Here is a 23,080-nt window from a genome sequence, read left to right as displayed (position 1 = left end):
AGATACAATGACTGGACAGCGGTATTTGGATAAAATTATGAGCAAGCAAGTTGTCAATGAAATAGAAAACATCATGAGTGATTCTGAATTAGGTAAGAAATCGACATACATCGCTACTTATGATCCAACCCGTCTATTCCCTATTTCAAGAGACGAGAAACGTAGAGAAATCGGCATCGATCCAGCCTCCCCTCCTTTTTTTGGTTTTGATTGCTGGAATCATTACGAAGTTTCCTGGCTTAATGAAAAAGGCAAACCCATGGTTGCCTTAGCTGAGCTAGTGTATGACTGCAATTCGCCTAAATTAATAGAATCCAAATCCTTAAAGCTTTATTTTAATTCTTTCAATAACACCAACTTTCGTTCTGTTGCGGAACTTGAAGCAATTATTGCCGAAGATTTAACCAAGAGTATTGGCGCGGAAGTTTTTGTGAAAATTTTTTCATTGGCAGAATCGAAACAGTTTGAGATAAAAGATATTTATTGGGGAGAATTAATTGATGAGCTTGATATTGCCTGCTCCACTTACTCGGTCGAGCCTTCTTTTCTTTCTGTACAAAATGAGATAGTCGAAGAAACCCTTTTTTCCAACCTATTAAAATCAAATTGCCTGGTCACGCACCAACCGGATTGGGGAAGCGTGCAAATCGCCTATAAAGGAAAAAAAATCAACCGGGAAGGTTTATTAAGATACATTGTCTCTTTCAGAAATCACAATGAATTCCATGAGCAATGCATTGAGCGCATTTTTGTGGATATTTTAAATCATTGTAAACCGGATACACTTACTGTATATGGACGTTACACCCGGCGCGGCGGCCTTGATATTAATCCGTTTCGCTCCACCCAAAAAACCAATGCATTGGGAAAAAACATCCGCTTGATTAGGCAATGATAGAAGCGGTGAATATACCGTATACCCAATGGCCTGTTTATGCGGCTGGCTTGTCTATATAGTACAGCTTTTCATATCATTTTTACTATTCTCTCCATCGAAAGCCCCCCTGGGCTCATGAAAGAAACGGTAATGGTGCAAGCCTTGCGGTTCATTTTGGTTAAGTTCTGTAAACATCTGCCAAAGCCAATTGTTTGCTGAATTTTGAGCATTGGCATCAAATAAGCCAACCGCATGACTTATCATGGCAGCATAATCTACACGTGGGTAGGCCGTATAAATTTTTCGAAGAAGCTCCGTGTCTTGAGAAACACATGCTTGCGCCATGAGTTGCACGCCAAGACACGTATTGCAGTAAGGATGAAAAAAATTAATTCCAAATTGCAAAGCCTGCCTCAACCGATTTGCATCTGCCTGCCTTCCCTTTTGCAATTCCATTAAAATTATTTCATGCGCAAACCAGTTTTTTATTTCTTCGCCTAATGGCGATACTAATTGGCTACCTATCTTTTGCACAATGGTGAACCAGTTCACCTGGGAAAAATGATTCATAAGCGTTGCCAGTAATTGAGAATCCCGCACGGTAAAAACCAGAGCTATGAGTTCTTCACCTATGCATGAATTACCCTGATATGGATAATAAAAATCGATTCCCAATTGCACAATAGTTTGCAGGAGCACACGATCTGCATTGGCAGTTTTTTTCAATTCATCTTTTATAATTTCATGGCAAAGTCTATATTTAACCCTGGCTTGCAGTGATGCATCAAATACACGAGTGAATTGCGCAATCAGCGCTGCTGCATCAGTATCCCCATATTTCCTATAGCGTATTATCAGGGTGCAAATTGCCTCGCATAACGTTTCCAGTGTTTGCTTTTGACTGTTTACATTCATCGCCTGGATATAAATTTGATATAGGCTCATGGTTTGTTGTAGTAATTGAGCTTCATCTTGACAAGCAATTCCAAATTGAATTTGCAAGAGATTACTTTTCATAATTTCCTGGGAAAGCCAATGAGCGACCTCCGTTGCAAAAAACTTGCCAAAACTACTAGCTATTCGCGGAATTACCATTGCATAATCCACATTGGGATATTTTGCCTTCATTACGGAAATAATGTTCGTGTCTTTACATAGAAATGCTTGTGCTAAAGCCTGTTCGCCCAAATATAAAACCTGGTCATAGGGTTCAAAAAAATCCAATTCCTCGGCTAATAACCCGAGTACCAATTCCATGTTGACATTGACTGTCTTTTTAAGCTCAATTTTCAAAAACTCTTGATAAAACCATACCCTGAGCATAGTTTTCACTAGCGGCGAAAAGTCCTTGAGGGCATTTTCAATTACAGCGAAATAATTAAGATTCGGATTTTGCATGCTTATTTCTTGAAGAATGCGCGGCTCTTTGCAGATATAGGCTTGCAGTAATGCCCGCTCCCCCAAATTTAAGGCATATTTGTAAGGGTGAAAAAAATTTATCCCTGCACGCAACGCAGCTAAAATAACAGCTAAATCGCCCCCATCTTCTTTTTCAAATTCACACGTTAATATTTCTTGATAGAGCCATTTTTTAGCGAAAGCTTGTGAGGAAGGAGAAAATTGCAGTACGGTATTTTCAACAGCTTGAATATAGTTGACGTGGGGATTTTTTTCATAAAAAGCAGAAACCAGGCGCGGATTTTGAAAGACGCAAGCATATGCGAATGTGTTTTCCCCAAAAGTACTTGTTTCATTAAAACGATGGTTAAAATCCACCCCGTTTTGAATGGCAGACATTATTGTTTCCATATTAAGGTAAATGTTTTTTTTAAGTTCATTACGCATGACTTCCTGATAAAGCCATTTTTTAACTTGCGGCTTTTCAGCACTATCAAACTTATGGGCTAATTGCTCAATCAAAGCCACATAATTTACCTTAGGATATTTTTGAAAGATGCTGGCAAATAAATCTGCGTTTTTCTGCTCAATGCATTGTCGGATAAGCTCTATGTCTTTTGAATTATTAATCAATAAAGTATCCACGCGTTCTTCAATAATTTTCTGATTTTCAAATTCAACCAAGAGCAGGATTTCAGGTAAAAATCCTGTTAGCTGACGCTCATTGTGCCTAATCAAAATAGCATCCCTTCCAAAAGCTGGGTTAATTATTTGTAATAATTTCCCTTCATTTTTTAACTGTAAGGTTGGATGTTGCCTAGCCTGTATGGCGGATAGCAATCCAGAATCCAAATTAAGCAGGGAAAGAGGGATAGGATTCATATAATTGGGATCCACGTGCCATGCTAATGGCACAATAAGTGAATCATCATGGATGGAAATAGAATTGGATGAGATAATTTGATCCACATATTTTGGCAATAATTGCGAGTCGCTGGAGCTTCTTGTCAGCTTTGAAATTAAAGAATCTTTTACTCTTTTGAAGCGATGGTCTAAACATAATTCCAATGATTGTAAATAAACTGCATTCCCTTTCGTCCTCACTTCAAAAAAATTACTATTGGTTACTGGAATAGTTGCTGCATTATCTCCTGCTACAAAATCGCTAAGAGATTTCATGCCGCCATAACACACTCCTTGCGAAAAATTTTTCATTTGCTCATAAGTAACATCTACCGTTGAAGCAAACGATTTGCTAATAACTCTTGTTTTAGATATCAATCCCCCTTCCACGTAAAGAGCTGTATTAAGAATTTCATTTTGCTCATTAACCACTGCAAAAGAACTTAGCAAAAGATGAACATTATCCAGCAATTTTTTAGATATTTGTTCTATTCCAGCACAAATAATTTTAAACTGCTGTTGGCTCAACGGCTGATTTGTATAAAGAGAAAATTCATTGAGCGACAGCCGGGTAATCTTATTCAGGCAATCATCTTTTAATACGTGTTCGCCGTTTTCAGCCAAGGTGCAGTAACTGTTTTGATGAATGCTGTTGGTTAGCTCTGCCAAAAGTGCAATATGAGCCAACAGACGTGGCGCCGGATCATCAATCGTGCTTTTGTCAATGGCAGCACTTTTTGCTTCGCCATAAGAATCTGCGGCATAAACCACCACTTCCTGAATAAAAACGGGAGTCATTTCTTCATTATTTTTACGCAATCGCTTAAGCAAAAATTGGCGCAATTCGTTCGCTTGTTCTTCTAAAGGAAAGTTGTTTTGATTTTGATTTTTCATCACTCAGTATAATTTATTAAAAAAAATTCCATTTATTATAAATTAAGTTCGATAAAAAAACATAAATTTTGATCATCTTGCGTTTTAATATAACAAGCAATATTTTTTTTATAAAATTGCACAGGATGCGTTGCGCATGGATTCAAAGGAAGGTGATGCTGCAACAGCAAAAATACTGTTTTTTTGCAAAGGAGTTTTAGCTAGAGGATACATAGCAGGCATACAGATTACTTTTGCTTCCTCGGGATGATCGTAAGCTGCTTGCAACCAAAAATCAGCCCAAGCCAAACTGGGCGGCATACGTAAAGACTCAGGAATTTCTTCATTGCATTGCCGGCAGGCATTATGGATTATCGCTAAAACAAATTCGTGGCAGCTTATTTTCTTAATGGTTTCTGGTGCAGCATCAAAATCACACACGTTAAATCCAGCGGCTAAATTCTTTAATGCGATGCTTAGCATTTTTTCGCGGTAGGGTAATGATTTTATATGCTGATCTTTAATAATGTGTTTAGTAATAACAAATTGCTTCGACTGTAATGCTTGTTGCACCAAATCGACAATCTTGGCCCTTACCTGCTCACTGAACTGATAATGAATCAAAAATAAATCTTTGCCACGATTTAATGTTTCACTTATTAATCCCGGAAGATTATTTTTATTATGGAATGTCATATGCGCGACGATGGGATACCCTTCCTTCACGCCCAAAACAAGCATTACGTGATGCCTTGTATTGAAAGTTTCGCTCTCAGGATACCACCCACGCATATCAATTTTTAGGAGTACATCTCCCGGTGAATAAACCACACGGTCAGTAAGCATACAAAATCCATTTTGTTCGTTACCCAAAACACGCGCATAGAATCTTTCCTGTTATGCACAAGAAGCTGGACTAATCCCTTGCCCTGCATGCGGCTCCTCCTCGACGTTCACTTGCGCTTGCGCTAAAGCCAGTTGCAAATCATGTTGATGCACGTGCACATCGGAGCGGTTTAAAAGCGCGCTTAATGATTCTAAGTTAATGCATTGGTAAGAATTTAACCTTCTAGCATCCCTAATCGTCATCCAGCCCCGCTGAATCCAAGGAGTAGCTGCTTTTACCCCGCGGCATTCGGCAACCGATAATGCTTTGGCTTCTTCGATGCTGATATGGCCTGATAAAATCAACTCCGTAACATCTCTTAAATTCCAAGCCTCTTGTGCAATTTTAAACTGTTTAATTTCATCGAGAGAAATTTTTTCATGCATATATAAGTCGCCTAGGTTTTCCAAATACCAACAAACCTTTGCATCAAGCCCTCTGTCTTTATGTAAATTAATTTCTATTTCAATTAAGTGAGGGGCCCTGTTATCTTTTAAAAGTTGCGGCATAAAGGCTTTGACATTTTGTCTTTGGCTATCCGTATATCGCAATGCCTCAGCTAAAGATAATTTTTTCTGACAAATCAAAGGGTTTAAACTTTGTAAATTTTGAATTTGCGTAAAAGTTAATTTTAATGCGCGGGCTTCCTCAATTGACAAGATTTTTTCTTTAACCAGCATAAAAGCAGCCTGCAGGACCATGCATTCATCCAGGTTTAAATAGGCTATTTCTCCTTTATGCAAAAAAAGGTGGAGCACCAAATCGATTACATATTCCAAGTTTCTTGAAACCGGTAATGGTAACCTCTTCCCCTCTTCCAGCGTGAAAATTTGCGCCATGATCAAAGGAGCGCACAATTTCAAATCGTTGCTTTCCTCCAGAGTTAATTTTTTAGCCTCTTCCAGGGAAATAAGTTTGGCACCAATCAATTGCGCGACATTGTTTACAATATCACATTCTTTTGGGCTAAGTTTTTCCAACTCATCTTCCAACAAAATGCTTTTCTGCACCAAAGCTAACTTTGTCGCCAGTTCCTTGCGCTTTTCAATCGATATATCATTATCTTGTATAATAATATCCGCTAGCTGCTGTGCCTTATACTTAGCAAACCATTCGCGACCGTGTGCATCAATTTGCACGTTTTTGCTACGCAGCTCAGGATGTTTTTTAAATCGTTGTATTGCAGATTCCTGAGGTCTTTCCGATTCTGACTCTATGGCAAAATTGGGTTCTGGATCATTGCTGGGTGAGTAATCAGAACTGTATACACGGAAATCCTCTGCGAGAAATTGATTCCAGATTCTGTTGGAATCAGCCAGTTTTTTTACTTGCTTCGTTGAAAGACGGGGAACATTAAGCTCTTGGGGCTGCAAGAAGGTCAAACTTAAAATTGCAACATCTTTTTTTTGAAAAAAATTCATCAGTTCTCCTTTTGTTTCTTACAACGGGTAAAAATTGATGTTCTTCCTAACCGCCTCGGTTGCGGTAAATTTAATTCATGTTGCAGAACAAACAGTTTAACTAAGAAACAACTTAATAAACCTAAAAGATCAAATAAATATCCACAGATTACATGAGGATTTTAACGAGGAAATTCGATACTAGCAAAATACCCACTTAAAAAATACCCTTCTTTAGTTCTGTCAAAGTCAATTTTCTCCAACTGATGACACCGGAGTGAATGATCCGCTTATCGGCTATACACGCCAGCTGGTGAATCGGTTTCGCGATCCTTAATTGTAAAATGGTATTTTGCTCATCTTTTACACTGATTAACCAATGGTGGCTGGAGAATTCACTGGAATTTTGCTGGATGGATAAACAGGGGTAACTTCCTAAATCCACTAAAGCATAAACATAAGAATGCCCGGCCAGCTTATATATACAGCCATGATTATTTTCTAAAAGCAAAGCCAGAGCCCTCACATCATCCCCTTGCACCACACAAGAATCGTTAATGGCTTTGCTTGATAAACCCAAATTACGCGCAGCAGCTTCTAATGCATACAAATCATGGTGGCTTTTAATTCGCGAGGCGCTTGTTTTTGCATACAATTGTATTTCCTGCAGCATCCATAAAACGAAGCCCGTAAGTAGCAGCAACAGGCTAATGGTAGTAAGCAAGACTATTCCCTCATTATGTGCGCACCGTGGTTTGCAGGATGATCCGCTTCCCATTGTTAAGCTCCAGGTCGGTTTGCAATAAGATTTGCTCAAAATTTTCCTGCACGGAAAAATGAATTTTTTTTACCGCTGTCGTCAATTCGTCGGTATGTTTTAATCGATACAACAAGGAAGTTTTTTGCGGTTTATTTTGTATAAAAAATTTTTCTTGCAGCCATTCTCCAACATATACGGGCGAATGGTAAGTAAACATCAATGGTTCTTTAAGCACGATTGTTTGATGTTTACCTTGTGTTCTTAAAGATTGCACTTGCTTCACTTCGCCATAATAACAGTCTGCAATTAATACAAATTGTTGCGGTTTTATATTTAGAGAACGCACCTTGATTTCCGTAGGAGTTAAAATTTCCTCCACCACACCAAAATACTCGCTCATGCGGTTTACTTGCAAAGTATGTGGATCGACAAGCTGTAAGGGGCGTAAACCTGGATGGGCAGTCGTGAGATAATCTACTCGAAGACAAGGCGTAAAACCTGCCTTACGCACACTCCCCTGGATCAAATCGGTTATTAATAGCATTTCAAATGCATCTTCCAACTCGGCTTGCAATCGTATGAATTGTTGTTTGCTTCCCAGATAATAAGTTAAAAGCGCAGCTAGAATAAAACTGGATAGCAATAATCCCAGCAAAATTTCAGTCAAACTAAAACCGGAACTTTTTTTCATTGCAAGCTTAGGTCACGTTGTAACGAAAACGCCTTCGCCTCAATGGGATCTTGCCATTGGAGATATAATCGCTGCGTGTCAGACAGCATTTTTTTTGTGAATTGAAATGGCTTGCCTGGCAATGGTGTGGGTTGTTGATAAGCCAACAACTGCTCAGAAAGATTATCAAGTTCAATTAATGCCTGGGCGCGCCAATGAAGCTGATTAAACAATTGCTGGATCTGCCATTGCTGTTTTAATAAAGCCAAAGCAATTGTAGTAAGCAAAAACAGTGAAATTAACACTTCGGTTAAAGAAAATCCGTTCATATTTTTATCCTGAGGTTGGCTTAAAAAGCGTACGCTCGAATAAATTAGTTTGCAAGTGATTGAATATTTTATTTTTTAATGAAGCTTGGCTAAGATAAAAATTCCATAATAAAAAGGAGCTTGTATGCCTTGCGATTATCATTTGCTTCCCCATGAAGGAATTCAAACCTTATCCCCCTATATCCCTGGCAAATCAGCAGAAGAATTGGCAAGAGAACAACATTTGCACAACATTATAAAATTGGCGAGCAATGAAAATCCTCTCGGCTGCAGCCCAAATGTAATCAAAGCCTTAGCTGAACTGTCCGGACACCAATTAGCTACTTATCCCGCACCAGCCACACATCCTTTAAGAAAAAAGATCGCACAAAAATTAGGGCTTGATGCTGAAATGATTATTTTGGGAAATGGTACCGATTTGTTATTTCCCCTCATGTTAACTTGCTTCGCCCTACATAGGGATAAGCATCTGTTATTACATCAATATGCGTTTATTTCCTATGCAATTCATGCAAAAACCCAAGGCATACCGGTGCATCAAGTTGAATTAAAAGAAAATTGGGAAGTTGATATCAAGGCGTTTATTAAAAATTGTACCGAGGACACAGCGCTTATTTTTCTTGCCAACCCAAACAACCCGACAGGCTCCATGGTAAGCAGCAAAGACATTAAATTTTTACTGGAAAATATTCCTGAATCGACAATCCTGGTTCTCGATGAAGCTTATTACGAATACGTAAGCCAGACGCATAACCACGATTCACTGCATTTGTTGTCTGCTCATTCGAACCTCATCATTACCCGCACGTTCTCTAAAGCCTACGGTTTGGCCGGCCTTCGCATCGGTTATGCAATAGCGCACCCAGATATTATCAGTATATTGCTTAAAGCCATGCCGCCTTTTACCGTCAGTCAAACCGCGCTGGTTGCGGCTGCGGCGGCTTTAGATGATGATGTGTTTATTAAAGAAAGCGTATTAAATAATACTTTAGGACTTGAACAAATGATTCAAGGTTTAAAGCATTTGAATTTAAGTTATCTGCCGCCTGCCGGAAATTTCATTACCATAAATTGCACAACGGATGCTGCAGCGATTTACCAAGCTCTGCAGCGCCATGGAATTATTGTCCGTCCTTTGCACCCTTACGGGCTGAATCATTACTTGCGGGTAACTATTGGCACAGCCGAGCAAAATGAACGGTTTCTTGCTACACTTGCGCTTTGTATGGCAGAAAGTAAGGAATTTAAACTATGAAAAGCGATCTTAGCAGTAAACATTGCGAAGCATGTGAAGGTATTGGTTCATCCTTAACTGCGGAGCAAATTCAAAATTTAATGCCACAATTGGCAGAGGGTTGGCAAATTTCCCAAGACCATAAAGAAATTCACAAGTCATTTTCCTTCCATAATTTCTATGAAACGATGGCATTCGTGAATGCGATTGCCTGGGTAGCCAATATAGAAAATCATCATCCGGACTTAAAAGTGGGGTATAACTATTGTCACGTGCATTTTACTACCCACGCGTTAAACGGCTTAACCCACAACGATTTTATTTGCGCCGCTAAAATAGATAAATTAATCGAAAATTAAAAAGGGGCTGTAAGCCCCTTTATTTGTTCTTTAAGGTCTATCGTCAATTTCCTTACGCTGGGAAGGCATAAAATCTTTTCTATCCAATCCCATGACCACGGCTAATGCGCCTGCCACATAAATCGATGAATAAGTACCAATCATAATACCGATAATTAAAGCCAGGGAGAAACCACGGATAGTTTCACCGCCATAAACAAACAAAGCCACTACCACCAACAAGGTCAAAACGGAAGTCATGATGGTGCGGGACAAAGTTTGATTTATGGAAATATTCATAATTTCGATGGGGGATAAGCGTCTGATTTTAATAAAATTCTCGCGCACGCGGTCAAATACCACAATCGTATCGTTCAGGGAATACCCAATGACCGCCAGCAATCCTGCCAAAGCTTTCAAATCAAACTCAATGCCAAACATGGCGAATATCCCTAAAATCAATATCGGATCATGAATCAGCGCTACAGCGGAGCTGAACGCCAAACGATATTCAAAGCGCATGGCAATATAAATCATCGTTGCCAGCAACGATACTACAATGGCCAAAACGCCTTTTGTTGCCAATTCTTGCCCAACCTGCGGCCCGACGAAGTCGACTCGCTGCTTGACTGCACCCGGCAACTGCTGCATTACTCGCTCAACCAGTAAAGTTTGGTCCAAATCAGCACGTGGGGCAATGCTGATCAATACGTCCTTGGACGTACCATAACTCACCACTTGTGCTTCCTTGAAGCCTACTTTATATAAATTATCGCGAATGGCTTGCAAATCCGCGGCTTGAGGATAGGAAACCTCAATCTGGGTACCGCCAGTGAAATCAAGTCCCCATTTCAAGCCATTTATTGCCAAAGCTACGAGCGAAACTACAAAGATTAATATGGAGAACAAGGCAGTCCATCTTCTCGCCCCCATGAAATCCACTTTTGAATTTGGATTAAAAAATTCCATGCCTACCTCTTTTATGGTTCTGCAGCAGCCGCTGTCTATATACCAATGGATAACTTTTTAACATTGCGGCCACCGTAATACCAATTTACCAGTGCCCGCGTAAAGGTAATCCCAGTGATCATCGATGTCAGCAAGCCTAACGACAAAATAATTGCAAATCCGCGAACAGGCCCCGTCCCAATGGAAAAAAGCACAATGCCGACGATTAGCGTGGTCAGGTTTGCATCAATGATGGTGGCAAATGCCCGATCATAGCCAGCATGAATAGCGGCTTGCGGCGACATGCCGTTACGCAGCTCTTCACGAATACGCTCATAGATTAATACGTTGGCATCAATCGCCATGCCCACGGTCAATACGATGCCCGCAATGCCTGGCAAAGTGAGTGTGGTACCAATAATAGACAATAATGCCCCCAGCAAAACCAGATTCAACAACAGCGCAATGTCTGCGACCAAGCCGAAAAATTGGTAATAAAACAGCATGAGGATTAAAACCAATCCCATTCCTACTTCCAGAGAAATCATGCCGCGGCGAATATTTTCCTTGCCAAGCGTTGGCCCTACTGTACGCTCTTCAATTGGATAAATTGCCGCTGGTAAGGCGCCAGCACGCAGCAATAGCGCCAGATTACTTGCTTCTTTGCTGTCTGCCAAACCGGTAATCTGGAAATTATTCCCCAACGCATTTTGAATGACTGGCGCGCTAATCACCCGTTCTTCGCGTTTAGTAACCCGCTTGCTGGTCCCATCAACATTCTCCATGGTGGTTTTCGTTTCAACGAAAACGATCGCCATGCGTTTGCCAATGTTTTCCCGGGTGACCTTGGTAAAAAAGGATTCCCCACCGCCGCCAAGCTGCACTTGCACCGCAGGGGAAGCTGTTTGCTGGTCAAAGCTGGATACAGCACTGGTGATCGAATCGCCGCTTAAAACCACTTGCCGTTTAAGCAACAGCGGCTGACCTTCCATCATATATAATTTACTATTGATGGGAATCGCACCCGTTTGCTTGGCAATTTGCGCATCATTCTCGTGATCCACCAAATGGAATTGCAAGGTTGCCGTTCCGCCAAGGATTTGCTTGGCGCGTGCAGCATCCTGAATACCAGGTAAATCCACAGCAATGCGGGTTGCACCCTGTTGCTGGACTACCGCTTCACCAACGCCCAATTCATTTACCCGATTGCGTAAAATCCCCATGGTTTGTTCAATGGTATTTTGACGAATGGTATTTAATTCGCTGGGGGACAAAGCAGCATTTAAACTATTAGTCACCTTGGATTTTGTAAAAACCAACCCGGGTGATTTTTGCTTGAGTTCAGCTAAAGCATCTTCCATCAGTTGTGCGGAACGAAAGCGGATATCGATGCCTTTATCCACGACATAGCGCATACCCGCATAGCGCATATTTGCATCGCGTAAATCTTGGCTGATATTTTTCATCAAGCCTTCATAGCGGCGATTAATTACGCTATCCACATCCACTTCTAAAAGAAAATGCACTCCACCGCGCAAATCCAAACCTTGCTTCATGGGCTCCGCTCCAATAGCAAGCAACCACTCAGGCGTAGAAGTAGCCAAATTCAAAGCCACCGTGTACTGTTTATCAAGGCCATTGCGAATGGCATCACGGGCAAGCAATTGGGTGTCCGTAGAAGCAAAGTGAATTTCCAAAGTTTCCCTGTTGGTTCTCATTGATTCATACGGAATATTCGCCTTATCCAATATGTTCTTGACTTCCTGCTCCAGTTCTTGCGGTTCCACAGGCGCTTGCGAAGAAACTTGCACAACAGGCTCTTCCGTGTACAAATTTGGAATTGCGTAGATTAATCCAACTACGGTAACTGCAATAAGTAGCAGATTTTTCCAAAGAGGGTATTTATTTTGCATTTGCATGGTCTCTATGGCTTAAAGTGATTTTAAAGTACCTTTAGGCAAAACTGTGCTTACAGCATGACGTTGCAAACTGATTTCAATTCCTTCGGCCACACTAACTTTAATGTATTGCTCGCCTATTTCCGTAACTTTTGCAAGCATGCCGCCGGAGGTAATGATTTCATCGCCTTTTTTCAGTTTGTTAATTAACTCGCGGTGTTCCTTGGCTCTCTTGTTTTGCGGACGAATGAGCATAAAATAAAAAAGTACAAAAATAGCCACAATCATGATTAATGAAAATGTGCCATCTTGTGCTGGTGGTGTCGCCGCCGCAGCCATTGCATCACGAATAAAAAAACTCATTTTTTTCTCCTAAATTACATAATGCGCCTTGTGCCAACCCTAAACAGAGTCAGAGCAAGTTAATGGTATAAATTTGCGTGACATAATATCGGTATTTTGCGTTGCCGTAAATGAAGTCGCGGGAAATTCACTTAAGGCACCATTTGGATCCATCAGAAATCAGCCATCCAAATGCTGATTTATAAAAAACACATTATGCTGTAGCAAAAATCGTTGGCATAAAAGTGGGGTATGGGCGAAGAGATGATGCAAATAAGCGCGCGTGTACTTACTTTTGCAAGTTGGGCAACAGCAATCTTTACTGATTGGCGCAAAATCCAGCGCGTAGCGGCTGTCTGTTAATAAAAAAGGCCCTGAAGAATCATAAACGCGCCCTGCAAATGCATCAGCGGCAGGATGATCCGACTCAATCAAGTCAACAGCATGTTTAAGGCTTGCAATGGATGCGAAATCTAATTCACCGGCGATGTAACGTAATTTATTCTTATGGGCACTAAAATCAGGTAATGGTTTATTCACATCTTCCTGTACCGCATAAACTCCGAATTCCCTGTCATCGTTTTGTGGTAAATCAGTAATAGGAAATAAAGGAACTATGTGCCCATGCAAAATTTTTAAGATATCTATGCCTGTTGCCTTCATGCCTGCAGGCAACAAAACAAATTTCGGCCGCAGATGATTGATTAAATCGAACAACTCCTGCACAGAAATCCTCACATGGCTGCCATCGTAAGGAGAGCGTAAATTGAACAAACCCTCTTTAGCGGGTGGCAGAATGGCATTAAGCACAAATTCACCTTGCCAGCCGGTGTATTCACCTAAGGCAGATAATTCTCTTAATAAGCGATAACCAGGCTTATATAAAAGAGAAGCGAGTGAATACGAAACCGTTTTAATACCGATTTCCTGCCAATTCGCAGCGGTTAAAGAATTCCCGGCTGCTGTAGTTAAAATAGGAATCATGGGAACCTGCAATCAGAATACTCAAGAAAAAATCTGCATTATAACAGCAAGCATGCATCGCCATAACTAAAGAAACGATAGCGGCTCTCGACTGCGACGCGATACAGTTCCATGGTTTGCGCATGACCTATAAAAGCAGAAACCAGCATCAACAAAGTGGATTCCGGCAAATGAAAATTGGTAATCAGCCCATCGCATACCTGAAATTGATAGCCAGGGTATATAAAAATGTCGGTATCACCGCTGCACGGCTTAAGCTCGCCTCCTTGTACGGCGCTTTCAAGACTGCGTAAGGCGGTTGTTCCCACGGCAACCACCCGTTTCCCTGCCGCACGCGTCGCCCGTACTGCGGCACAGAGTGTTTCACTGACCGTGAAAAATTCCCGATGCATTTTATGTTCAAGCACATTGTCAACGCGCACAGGCCTAAATGTACCAGCGCCTACGTGCAGCGTTGAATAAGCAAATTGAATTCCTTTCGCTTTCAAGCGAGCCAGCACTTCTTCATCAAAGTGTAACCCGGCAGTAGGAGCAGCCACTGACCCTTTATGTTCTGCATAGACGGTTTGATAACGATTTAAATCCAGAGCTTCATCGGTTCTCGCAATATAGGGAGGGAGAGGAATATGGCCAATTTCATGCAACATGGCGTCTACATCCCCATTTACCTTGCAGCAAAACAAATCATCGTTACGCTCAGTAATTTCTATTTGCCAATTGTTTTGCAACATGATTAAACTGGACGGTTTAGGAGCTTTACTTGCCTTGATGTGAGCCCAAAAAGAATCAGTGCCAAGAATTCGCTCGACTAATAATTCAACTTTACCACCACTCTTTTTATTCCCATACAATCGGGCAGGAATAACTTTACTGTTATTCATCACTAAAAGATCGCCTACTTCAAGAAAATCAGCAATTTGCTTAAATTGATGGTGCCCGCAATGCTTGGCATCACGGCGGTAATACAGAAGGCGCGAATCGCTGCGCTTCTCTAAGGGGTACTGAGCGATTAATTCAGAGGGTAGGTCAAAATGAAAATCTTGTCGTTTCACAGGTCTTGCTCGCAATTATTACAGCTTGGCACAGGACATATACCATAAATTATTAATTTGCCAATATGAGCTACAAATCATCTGATTATAGCCGATTAATTCTTGCGCCTCTATGCCGAATTTGCAGTTTTCATAGTTAAGGATTGCTGCCTGCTTCATATACCTTTATATTAATGGGGATTATTTGCGCAATTTTATTCTTATGGAGAGCATCATATGCACCGCTTTTTAAAAATTTTTACAGCAGCCGCCTTGAGCGTGACCGCAACCGCCGCTTTGGCAGCCCCGCAAAAACTGATTACCCATAACACCACTTCGGTGGAATCAAATGCTTATGTTGCAGGCGTTGTGCCTTCCACCCATCCTACCCGCGCAAAGAGCGATGGCGTAGTTTCTTGGGTCGAAGTAAGAATGGCATGCTTTGGACATAACGCCGGCGGTAAATGTTCAGCATTGGTTAAAATGGAAACCAATACGCCGCATCCCGTGGATCTGGGCTGGGTTACCATGGATTTGAGCACAGGAGAAATTTCACCCAAGGTGGTGAAAGGAAACGGCTACACCCTAACCGTAAATAATATTGGCGAAGTTACCTTAACAAAAGATTGACTACAGCCTTAAAGTGCTGCTGTTGCTTAACACAGCGATAGTCAAGAGTCATATCCCGGATACCATGTCGTTATCCGGGACACTGCAACTTGAATTATTTAGTTTCTTTATCGATAGTCCAAACCGCTTGCAAGCCCACTAATTGAGCGTGAGCATTCGCCCGGGCATTAACGGTATAGGATGAGCTTCCCAGAGCATCCGTCTTATTAATCGGGATATCATCTTGCCCAAATAAATAAGCATAACCTGCGTCAATTCCAACTGCTGGCCACATCTGGTAATGTGCGCCGATTGCCAATGCCCAACGATTGCCATCAGGCAAACGAATATCGCGTTGACCATCAATGGTTGGTGTCTGCTCATAACCACCGCCGACTCGCAACATCCATTTCTCATTAAAGTGATAGTTTGCCCCAACTGAGAAACGCCAAGCATTGCGATAATCCTGCACGCTGGTTGAATTAACCACCACACTGCCGGCTAGCGGGGAAAAAGCGGCCACATTATTCAATTGAATAATGTTAAAAACATCCCAGCCGGTATACACCACCGATCCTAACAAAGCCAGCTTGTCAGTAATATCCTGATAAGCGCTCAAGGTCACAATATCCGGAAACTCAATATCATTACTAAAAAGTGAATCGCTGCGGAAAACACCCAATTGGTTAAACGTGGCTGGATCAGCCAGCGGCCCGGTTAATTTGCTGTAACCGTGGAAGGTGTGTTTGATTTTAGATTGATAATTCAAACCAATGCGCGTGTGATTATCATTAAACATACCCATCACACCGGCATGAAAACCTAAACCAAATGAATGACCCTTGTTATAACTTAAAGAATCAAACAAAGTTGGATCCAAGCCACCGGCTTGCAGTAAGGTAGGTGCACCCAGCATACGGTTGAATTTGACTTGCGACCACTGCAAATCAAGCGCACCGCCAATCGCGAAATTATCCGTTAATCTTCCGGCTATTTCAGGTGATACATTTATCGTCAAAAGTTCAGTAAAGGTAGCGGAATAACGGACGGGAGAAACTGTTGAGTATTCGGTCGACAAACCAAATGGAGAAACAATGCTCAAACCAAATGCTGAATTTTCACCCAGCGGCAAAGCATAGTGCACAGAAGGAACGAACCCATTTTTTGCAGCTTGCAGATCGCTGAAATTCTGCACATAAGAAGGTAATCCCTCAGTCGCAAACGTTGTAGTACCGGTAAGCTTTGAGCTTGGAAAAACTCCGACGCCGCTGAATACTGCTTGTTGTTTGCCCAGTAATACCAACCCTGCCGGGTTATACCAACCAATAGAAGCATCGGCAGCTTCCGCAGCCACACCGGCCGCATAATTTCCGACGGCAGCAGCACTTCCTTCCGTATACAGAGAAAAGCCACCTGCATACACATTACTGGCTAACAAAGTACTGATGGCAGCACTAATAACCGTCCTCCGGGGACTTTGCATGTTTTTCACTCCCTACTCCTCATTCCGACCATTGCAAAATAAATCGATGATAAAGGAATGCAGATTTTTTTTAAATAATTAATTAAATTTCAATGCTATTGGGGTACAAACTTGCAATAACATGCTCATAAAATAATTACCCTATCGTCAAAAAATACAGAGTGAATGAACAGCAAACATGCAAACCAATTGGACACTGCGATTAATGCCATGTATTTCTGGTAAATCTTGTCTGTCCCCTTCGCTCCATGGTAATGTGCTCTTTTTTTGCCCGAGACTCTTTATGCAACAAATCATCAGCAAATTTGGCGGCACCAGCGTTTCTTCCCGAGAAAACTGGGAGTACATCACGGCAATTACACAAAAACATATACAAAATGGTGAGCAACCCATTATCGTTTGTTCTGCCCTTGCCGACGCTTCAAATAAATTAGAAAAAGCAATAGACGCGGCCTTGCTGCATGAACATCAAGGCATCGAAGCACAAATTTGTACAGGTTATCTGGAATTGGCAAGTGCCCTGGAAGTAAACGCCGATCTCATCCACCCTGAATTGCAACAATTGCAGCAGTGGTTAACAGGCATCGCTTTGCTAAAAGAAGCATCCCCGAAAACACGCGCACAAATCTTGAGCCTGGGCGAATTAATGATGACTCGCCTGGGTCACGCTTTTTTGCGGAAAAAAGGGATAAATTGTCACTGGTTTGATGTCCGTGAAGCATTGAATCCCATACCAGTTGCAGGCGGTGATGCGGTTAATTACCTGGCTGCACGTTGCAGCAGCGATGCCAATCCAAAATTGGCCAGCCAACTTTTACAAACAGGAGCTGCTGCTATTATTACCCAGGGATTTATTGCCGCAAATCAGCAGGGAGAAACAGTACTGTTAGGCCGCGGCGGCTCAGATACATCTGCCGCATTGCTTGCCGCCATCCTGCAAGCCAAAGCTTGCGAAATTTGGACGGATGTACCCGGCATTTATACGGCAAACCCTCACCAACTTCCCAATGCCCGTCTATTGAAACAATTGAATTACGACGAAGCCCAGGAAATTGCCAGTATGGGGGCGAAAGTTCTGCATCCAAATTGTTTGCCGCCTGTGCGCAAAGCCGCGATTCCAATGGTTGTAAAATACACACGCATGCCTGAGCATTCTGGAACGCGGATTTCCAGAGAAAGCGATGACACAGCACCACCTATCAAATCCATTCAGGTTAAACATAATATTATTTTGATATCGATTGACACACTTCATATGTGGCAGCAAGTCGGTTTTCTGGCGGATGTGTTTACAACATTTAAAATGCATGGTTTTTCAGTGGATTTGCTATCTTCCTCCGAATTTAACGTCACTGTCTCCTTGGATGCCAGCGCCAAATTGCGCAACCGCATGGCTTTAGAAGCACTGCTTGCCGCTTTAAACCAATTTGGACGGGCCAAAATTATTGAGCCCTGCAGCGCTGTGAGTTTGGTCGGGCATCATATTCGTACAGTGTTACCGCAATTAGGACCGGCCCTGGAGGTATTTGATTCTCAGCAAATTTATTTAATGTCGCTTGCATCGAACGATCTGAATTTGACCTTTGTTGTGGATGAGGTGCAAGCCGATAAATTGTGTCAGAAACTTCATGCCTTGCTCATTGAAAATAATCCGCAAAGTTTTTACTACTCCAAAAGTTGGCAAGAAGAATTTGGAAGTAAAGAAAATCGCATGATCCCCTGGTGGGAAGAAGAACAACAAGCTTTGCTGCAGTTAGCTGAAACTCAGTCCCCTTGTTACGTATACAATTGCCGCATAATTGCTGAGAAGGCGAAAGACTTGCAGAGCTTGCAAGCCATTGACAAGCTTTTCTATGCCATTAAAGCCAATCCGCACCCAGATATTTTGCATACTCTTTATACAAAAGACATTGGTTTTGAATGTGTTTCCTTACCCGAATTACAGCACGTATTTAAATTATTCCCAGACATTTCTACAGATCAGGTACTGTTTACCCCGAATTTTTCCAGCAAGTTGGAATATGAACACGCTCTTGCCCTTAACTGCTACGTCACGATAGACAACATCCATCCTTTGGCACAATGGCCTGAATTATTTCGCGGAAAATCAATCCTGCTACGCATTGATACCGGGTGCGGCACCGGCCACCACCGTTATGTTTGCACAGGTGGCAACGAATCAAAATTCGGCATACCGCTTGCAGAACTTAAGCGCGTTACGGAATTTACGGAGCAGTATGATATTAACGTGATAGGACTTCACGCCCATTCAGGAAGTGGGATTTTGCTTCCCGATCTTTGGCAGCAAACTGCTTTAACCTTGACCAGCTTGCTTGGCCAATTCCCGCATGTACGCATCATTAACCTGGGAGGCGGGTTGGGCGTAGCAGAAAAACCAGGCCAACGCGCCCTGGATCTCGGCTCGCTTGATGCCTCCTTGCTTGCTGTAAAATCACGCCATCCAGAAATCGCATTCTGGCTCGAGCCCGGACGTTTCTTTGTTTCTGAAAGCGGAGTACTTTTAGCTAAAGTTACGCAATGCAAGGAAAAAGGCAAGGTGCGTTTCATTGGAATTGAAACCGGCATGAATTCTCTGCTGCGCCCGGCGCTGTACGGAGCGTATCATGAAATCGTTAATTTAACCCGGCTTAGTGAAGAAAAAGCAATGTTTGCACACGTTGTTGGCCCCATTTGTGAAACAGGGGATACCCTGGGATATGATCGCCTCCTGCCGCACACCTTTGAACAAGATGTCATGTTGATTGCCAATGCCGGAGCTTACGGGTATTGCATGGGTTCTTCTTATAACTTAAGACCGCCTGCACAAGAAATCATTTTTACAGCAAGCAAAGCTTATGTTAAATGACAGCGGACAACGGCTGCGGGCAACGAACCCGGAAGAATCCTATATTGTGCAAGCCCCGGCGGGCTCAGGCAAAACGGAAATTCTAACGCAGCGTTATTTAAGATTGCTGACGCGGGTGAGTGCCCCAGAGCAGATTGTTGCACTCACGTTTACCCGTAAAGCTGCCAGTGAAATGCGCGAGCGCATCTTAATGGCCTTGCAACGGGCAGCCCAAGGGATACCTCCCGGCAGTGAGCATCAGCAACTCACTCAAAATTATGCAACCGCCGCGCTAAAGCAAGATCAGGCATGCAATTGGCAATTATTAAACAATCCAGGCAGCCTGCGCATCTTCACCATTGATTCGTTATGTCAAAAGCTTGCTCAAGCTATCCCGTTGCACGAGAAGCACGTTCCTTACGCCAAAATTACTGAACACGCGCAACAACTTTATTTAAATGCCGCGAAAGCATGCCTGCAACATACCCTGCACGATGCACAGTATCAGCCCGCCCTAAAAAAATTGCTGCATCACGTCGATAACCGCCAGGATACCTTGCTTGAACTGCTTGCCGAACTACTGGCCAATCGCGATCAATGGATGGAATTGGTACTTAAAGCTCGTGCACAAAATCGCGAACATTTTGAACAAGCTTTAGCCTGGATAGAAGCACATGAAGTATCCCGCTTTTGTCAAAGTATTTCTAAAGAATTGGCGGACGAGTTGCTGATGCTGGTAAAGCAACTCGTCTACCTTGATGCCCAAGTCGGATCTCCTTTTTTCCCTTTGCGCGCATGGGAGCATTTTACCCAATTAGACAGTGCCTTGTGCGCCGCTTTAGCCTCCCTGCTGCTTACCTCGCAAAATACCTTGCGAAAAAGCTTTGATCACCATGTGGGGCTAAAAAAAGGAAGTTGCACCGATGCAGAATATAAACATTTAAAAGAAGCGAGCAAAAATTTACTCAGTAAATTAAACGAAACTCAGGAGTTCCTGGATGCTTTACTGCGCGTAAAAAATTTACCGCCCCCTCAATATGAATTGGAACAATGGCAAGTCTTGCAAGCTTTGTTCACCCTTCTGCCCTTACTGGCAGCCCATCTGCATCTGGTATTTACGGAGCAAAATGCAGTTGATTTTACTGCGATCGCCCAACAAGCTTTGCATGCATTAGGTGAAGAAGATAATCCTACGGAATTAGCTCTTTATCTTGATCATCAAATTCATCATTTACTAATCGATGAATTCCAGGATACCTCAATATCCCAATTTCAACTGCTGGAGCGCCTGGTGCAAGGGTGGCAGCCCAACGATGGAAAAACTTTATTTGTAGTGGGCGATCCCATGCAATCCATTTACCGGTTCCGCTCTGCAGAGGTCGGGCTTTTCCTGCGAGCGCAACAACAAGGGGTTGGTACGGTGCGCCTTACTCCTTTGCAATTGACAAGTAATTTTCGCTCATCTTCTACCCTGGTTAATTGGGTCAATGAGCAATTTAAAATAATTTTTCCGCCTGTGGATGATATCGAATCTGGGGCAATCTCATTTCATGCATCGACTCCCACCCAACCTGCAACTCCCGGGAGTTTTTTGACCGCATGCGAATTTGCCGACGCAGCCGCAGAGGCTGCTGCCGTTTTGGACATTATTAAAAATGAAATGGAAACATTTCCTCACGATGAAATAGCACTTCTGGTGCGTTCACGCACCCAACTTCGGGAAATCATTCCGTTATTGCGTAAAAACCACATCCCTTTTCGCGGTGTCGATATCGATCTCTTAACACATCTTCCCCATTTAAGCGATGTTTGGTCTATTACACAAGTTTTACTGAAACCTGCCAATCGTTTGGTATGGTTGGAATTGCTCCGCAGTCCCTGGTGTGGCTTGGCTTTGCATGATATTCACTGCATCGCCAATTTTGATAAAAGAAAATCCATTTATTTCGCCTTAAGCCGCCTTCAGGAAATTGCGGGATTAAGTGAAGACGGCCGCCTTCGCGCTCGCTTTATTTACCATGTCTTGCATAATGCACTTGCTGTACGCCATCAATTGCCCCTGACAGATTGGATTATCAATACGTTAAAAGCCTTGCAACTGGATTATATCCTAAGCGCTGATGAGCAAGCTGATCTTGAGCAATATTGGGTTTTACTAGAGCAACACATGGAGCGGGGCTTGCTTGCTGATGAACGGCAGTTTATCGCAGAGCTTAATAAGCTGTATTCCCAACGCGTCAGTTCTTCCCGTTTGCACATAATGACTATTCATAAATCGAAAGGCTTGGAGTTTGATTGCGTTATTTTGCCAGGCTTAGGCACAAAACCGGCAAATAGAGATCTGCCCCTGCTTCGCTGGCTTAAACTTCCCAGTCGCGAGCAAGACTTATTATTGGTATCCCCGATGAAAGCGGCACATCAAGAGCAATGCGTGCTTTATGATTATCTGGGGAAACTTGACGCACAAAAAAATGTTTACGAACAACAGCGCTTACTGTATGTAGCGGTAACCCGCGCTAAAAAACGACTCTATCTGACTGATGGCTCTGAAAAAGCCATACGCGGCACGTTTCGTGATTTATTGCACAAGCAAGAATTTACTAATCCATCTGCAGTCTTAGAAAAAAAAGCAATGGATGAAGTCGCGGTTTTCCCAACACTTCTTCAACTTCCAGTCGCTTATTACGAGCAGGCGCCGGTGCTTAACGTAAATTCAACAAATACTCAATTATTTACTTCCGATTATACGAAGGCTCGCAGCATGGGTATAATCGCGCATGAATTATTGCAATGGATTTGTACGCATCACCCGCAGCAGTATGACGAGATTCCTTGGGGATTGGCAGAAACACAGTTAGTGAGCCTGGGATTTACGGGAGCAACATTGGAAAATGCTTTGCACATTATTAAGCAGCAAATAAACAAATTGTTTGACGATCCCATTGGCCAATGGCTAATAAAGCCCCATGAAAACGAACAAAACGAATATGAATTGCTAGCTTATCAAAACGGCGAAATCATCACGCAAATTATTGATAGGACATTTTGTGAGCAGGGCGTACGCTGGGTTATTGATTTTAAGACGGGCAGCATGGAAGCAGATGCACAAACACAGCATCGCAAACAAGTCGATCAATATGCTGAATTTTTATATAAAAAACATCAGGAACCCGTTCGTTGCGGTTTATATTATCTGGCTTACTCATCTTGGGTAGACTGGGACTATAATCCTGTGAATGAATATGCAAATATGCTCGTAAAATAGAAGCGCA

The 23,080-nt window shown here is 42.4% G+C and carries 18 protein-coding genes; 6 read left to right on the top strand and 12 right to left on the bottom strand.

Annotated elements, in window-relative coordinates; all coding sequences use genetic code 11:
* Nucleotides 1-37 precede the first annotated feature (37 nt).
* Nucleotides 38-895, top strand: coding sequence for an NADPH-dependent 7-cyano-7-deazaguanine reductase QueF (gene queF / locus ELY11_RS07130; protein WP_127032820.1), 858 nt, complete (start codon nt 38-40; stop codon nt 893-895).
* A gap of 54 nt (nt 896-949) precedes the next feature.
* Here the strand turns inward: queF and ELY11_RS07125 are convergent, their stop codons facing one another.
* From ELY11_RS07125 to ELY11_RS07100, 6 genes are all read right to left on the bottom strand, one after another.
* Nucleotides 950-4,072, bottom strand: a complete 3,123-nt coding sequence (locus ELY11_RS07125) for a hypothetical protein (RefSeq protein WP_127032818.1) — start codon at nt 4,070-4,072, stop codon at nt 950-952.
* A 108-nt stretch (nt 4,073-4,180) separates the two neighbouring features.
* A complete protein-coding gene (locus ELY11_RS07120) occupies nt 4,181-4,897 on the bottom strand; it encodes a hypothetical protein (RefSeq protein WP_127032816.1) in 717 nt (238 codons plus the stop codon).
* A 51-nt stretch (nt 4,898-4,948) separates the two neighbouring features.
* Complete coding sequence (locus ELY11_RS07115; protein WP_127032814.1) at nt 4,949-6,358, bottom strand: hypothetical protein; 1,410 nt, start codon at nt 6,356-6,358, stop codon at nt 4,949-4,951.
* 196 nt (nt 6,359-6,554) lie between these two features.
* Nucleotides 6,555-7,061, bottom strand: coding sequence for a hypothetical protein (locus ELY11_RS07110; protein ID WP_127032812.1), 507 nt, complete (start codon nt 7,059-7,061; stop codon nt 6,555-6,557).
* Nucleotides 7,062-7,074: 13 nt separating this feature from the next.
* Nucleotides 7,075-7,788: a hypothetical protein gene (locus ELY11_RS07105; protein WP_126953648.1), complete on the bottom strand. Its 714-nt coding sequence runs from the start codon at nt 7,786-7,788 to the stop codon at nt 7,075-7,077.
* The gene (locus tag ELY11_RS07100) at nt 7,785-8,096 is read right to left on the bottom strand and encodes a prepilin-type cleavage/methylation domain-containing protein (RefSeq protein ID WP_127032810.1); all 312 of its coding nucleotides are present in this window, start codon (nt 8,094-8,096) and stop codon (nt 7,785-7,787) included. Before ELY11_RS07100 ends, ELY11_RS07105 begins: the two co-directional genes overlap by 4 nt.
* Nucleotides 8,097-8,220: 124 nt before the next feature.
* On the opposite strand from ELY11_RS07100, the gene hisC reads away from it, so the two are divergent.
* Together hisC and ELY11_RS07090 are read left to right on the top strand one after the other, a co-directional pair.
* Nucleotides 8,221-9,351, top strand: coding sequence for a histidinol-phosphate transaminase (gene hisC / locus ELY11_RS07095; protein WP_126953646.1), 1,131 nt, complete (start codon nt 8,221-8,223; stop codon nt 9,349-9,351).
* Nucleotides 9,348-9,689, top strand: a complete 342-nt coding sequence (locus ELY11_RS07090) for a 4a-hydroxytetrahydrobiopterin dehydratase (RefSeq protein WP_127032808.1) — start codon at nt 9,348-9,350, stop codon at nt 9,687-9,689. Before hisC ends, ELY11_RS07090 begins: the two co-directional genes overlap by 4 nt.
* A gap of 30 nt (nt 9,690-9,719) precedes the next feature.
* Here ELY11_RS07090 and secF read toward each other — a convergent pair whose 3' ends face one another.
* From secF to queA, 5 genes are all read right to left on the bottom strand, one after another.
* On the bottom strand, nt 9,720-10,637 hold the full coding sequence (secF, locus tag ELY11_RS07085; protein WP_127032806.1) for a protein translocase subunit SecF: 918 nt from the start codon (nt 10,635-10,637) through the stop codon (nt 9,720-9,722).
* Nucleotides 10,638-10,672: 35 nt separating this feature from the next.
* Nucleotides 10,673-12,529: a protein translocase subunit SecD gene (secD, locus tag ELY11_RS07080; RefSeq protein ID WP_126953643.1), complete on the bottom strand. Its 1,857-nt coding sequence runs from the start codon at nt 12,527-12,529 to the stop codon at nt 10,673-10,675.
* Nucleotides 12,530-12,547: 18 nt separating this feature from the next.
* The gene (gene yajC / locus ELY11_RS07075; protein WP_126953642.1) at nt 12,548-12,877 is read right to left on the bottom strand and encodes a preprotein translocase subunit YajC; all 330 of its coding nucleotides are present in this window, start codon (nt 12,875-12,877) and stop codon (nt 12,548-12,550) included.
* A gap of 159 nt (nt 12,878-13,036) precedes the next feature.
* The gene (locus ELY11_RS07070) at nt 13,037-13,840 is read right to left on the bottom strand and encodes a tRNA guanosine transglycosylase family protein (RefSeq protein WP_126953641.1); all 804 of its coding nucleotides are present in this window, start codon (nt 13,838-13,840) and stop codon (nt 13,037-13,039) included.
* Nucleotides 13,841-13,878: 38 nt separating this feature from the next.
* The gene (gene queA / locus ELY11_RS07065) at nt 13,879-14,892 is read right to left on the bottom strand and encodes a tRNA preQ1(34) S-adenosylmethionine ribosyltransferase-isomerase QueA (RefSeq protein WP_127032804.1); all 1,014 of its coding nucleotides are present in this window, start codon (nt 14,890-14,892) and stop codon (nt 13,879-13,881) included.
* Nucleotides 14,893-15,108: 216 nt separating this feature from the next.
* Between queA and ELY11_RS07060 the strand changes: the two genes are divergently transcribed.
* Nucleotides 15,109-15,501 carry a hypothetical protein gene (locus tag ELY11_RS07060; RefSeq protein WP_127032802.1) on the top strand — a complete coding sequence of 131 codons (393 nt, stop codon included), beginning with the start codon at nt 15,109-15,111 and terminating at the stop codon, nt 15,499-15,501.
* Between the two features lie 94 nt (nt 15,502-15,595).
* Here ELY11_RS07060 and ELY11_RS07055 read toward each other — a convergent pair whose 3' ends face one another.
* Nucleotides 15,596-16,972: an OmpP1/FadL family transporter gene (locus tag ELY11_RS07055; protein WP_407656435.1), complete on the bottom strand. Its 1,377-nt coding sequence runs from the start codon at nt 16,970-16,972 to the stop codon at nt 15,596-15,598.
* Nucleotides 16,973-17,246: 274 nt separating this feature from the next.
* On the opposite strand from ELY11_RS07055, the gene ELY11_RS07050 reads away from it, so the two are divergent.
* A complete protein-coding gene (locus ELY11_RS07050) occupies nt 17,247-19,829 on the top strand; it encodes a bifunctional aspartate kinase/diaminopimelate decarboxylase (protein ID WP_127032798.1) in 2,583 nt (860 codons plus the stop codon).
* Nucleotides 19,819-23,073: a UvrD-helicase domain-containing protein gene (locus ELY11_RS07045; protein ID WP_127032796.1), complete on the top strand. Its 3,255-nt coding sequence runs from the start codon at nt 19,819-19,821 to the stop codon at nt 23,071-23,073. The genes ELY11_RS07050 and ELY11_RS07045 overlap by 11 nt, the downstream gene beginning before the upstream one ends.
* Nucleotides 23,074-23,080: the final 7 nt, after the last annotated feature.

The organism is Legionella septentrionalis, from assembly GCF_003989745.1.
GTDB classification, from domain to species: domain Bacteria; phylum Pseudomonadota; class Gammaproteobacteria; order Legionellales; family Legionellaceae; genus Legionella_A; species Legionella_A septentrionalis.
This window is presented reverse-complemented; position numbering and strand designations above follow the sequence as displayed.

What these genes read in the sequence shown, in the direction of transcription:
- yajC (WP_126953642.1), bottom strand. Translation starts at nt 12,877, where the DNA reads ATGAGTTTTTTTATTCGTGATGCAATGGCTGCGGCGGCGACACCACCA.
- ELY11_RS07090 (WP_127032808.1), top strand. Translation starts at nt 9,348, where the DNA reads ATGAAAAGCGATCTTAGCAGTAAACATTGCGAAGCATGTGAAGGTATT.
- ELY11_RS07120 (WP_127032816.1), bottom strand. Translation starts at nt 4,897, where the DNA reads ATGCTTACTGACCGTGTGGTTTATTCACCGGGAGATGTACTCCTAAAA.
- hisC (WP_126953646.1), top strand. Translation starts at nt 8,221, where the DNA reads ATGCCTTGCGATTATCATTTGCTTCCCCATGAAGGAATTCAAACCTTA.
- ELY11_RS07045 (WP_127032796.1), top strand. Translation starts at nt 19,819, where the DNA reads ATGTTAAATGACAGCGGACAACGGCTGCGGGCAACGAACCCGGAAGAA.
- secF (WP_127032806.1), bottom strand. Translation starts at nt 10,637, where the DNA reads ATGGAATTTTTTAATCCAAATTCAAAAGTGGATTTCATGGGGGCGAGA.
- ELY11_RS07060 (WP_127032802.1), top strand. Translation starts at nt 15,109, where the DNA reads ATGCACCGCTTTTTAAAAATTTTTACAGCAGCCGCCTTGAGCGTGACC.
- ELY11_RS07050 (WP_127032798.1), top strand. Translation starts at nt 17,247, where the DNA reads ATGCAACAAATCATCAGCAAATTTGGCGGCACCAGCGTTTCTTCCCGA.
- ELY11_RS07100 (WP_127032810.1), bottom strand. Translation starts at nt 8,096, where the DNA reads ATGAACGGATTTTCTTTAACCGAAGTGTTAATTTCACTGTTTTTGCTT.
- ELY11_RS07115 (WP_127032814.1), bottom strand. Translation starts at nt 6,358, where the DNA reads ATGAATTTTTTTCAAAAAAAAGATGTTGCAATTTTAAGTTTGACCTTC.
- ELY11_RS07070 (WP_126953641.1), bottom strand. Translation starts at nt 13,840, where the DNA reads ATGATTCCTATTTTAACTACAGCAGCCGGGAATTCTTTAACCGCTGCG.
- secD (WP_126953643.1), bottom strand. Translation starts at nt 12,529, where the DNA reads ATGCAAAATAAATACCCTCTTTGGAAAAATCTGCTACTTATTGCAGTT.
- ELY11_RS07125 (WP_127032818.1), bottom strand. Translation starts at nt 4,072, where the DNA reads ATGAAAAATCAAAATCAAAACAACTTTCCTTTAGAAGAACAAGCGAAC.
- ELY11_RS07105 (WP_126953648.1), bottom strand. Translation starts at nt 7,788, where the DNA reads ATGAAAAAAAGTTCCGGTTTTAGTTTGACTGAAATTTTGCTGGGATTA.
- queF (WP_127032820.1), top strand. Translation starts at nt 38, where the DNA reads ATGAGCAAGCAAGTTGTCAATGAAATAGAAAACATCATGAGTGATTCT.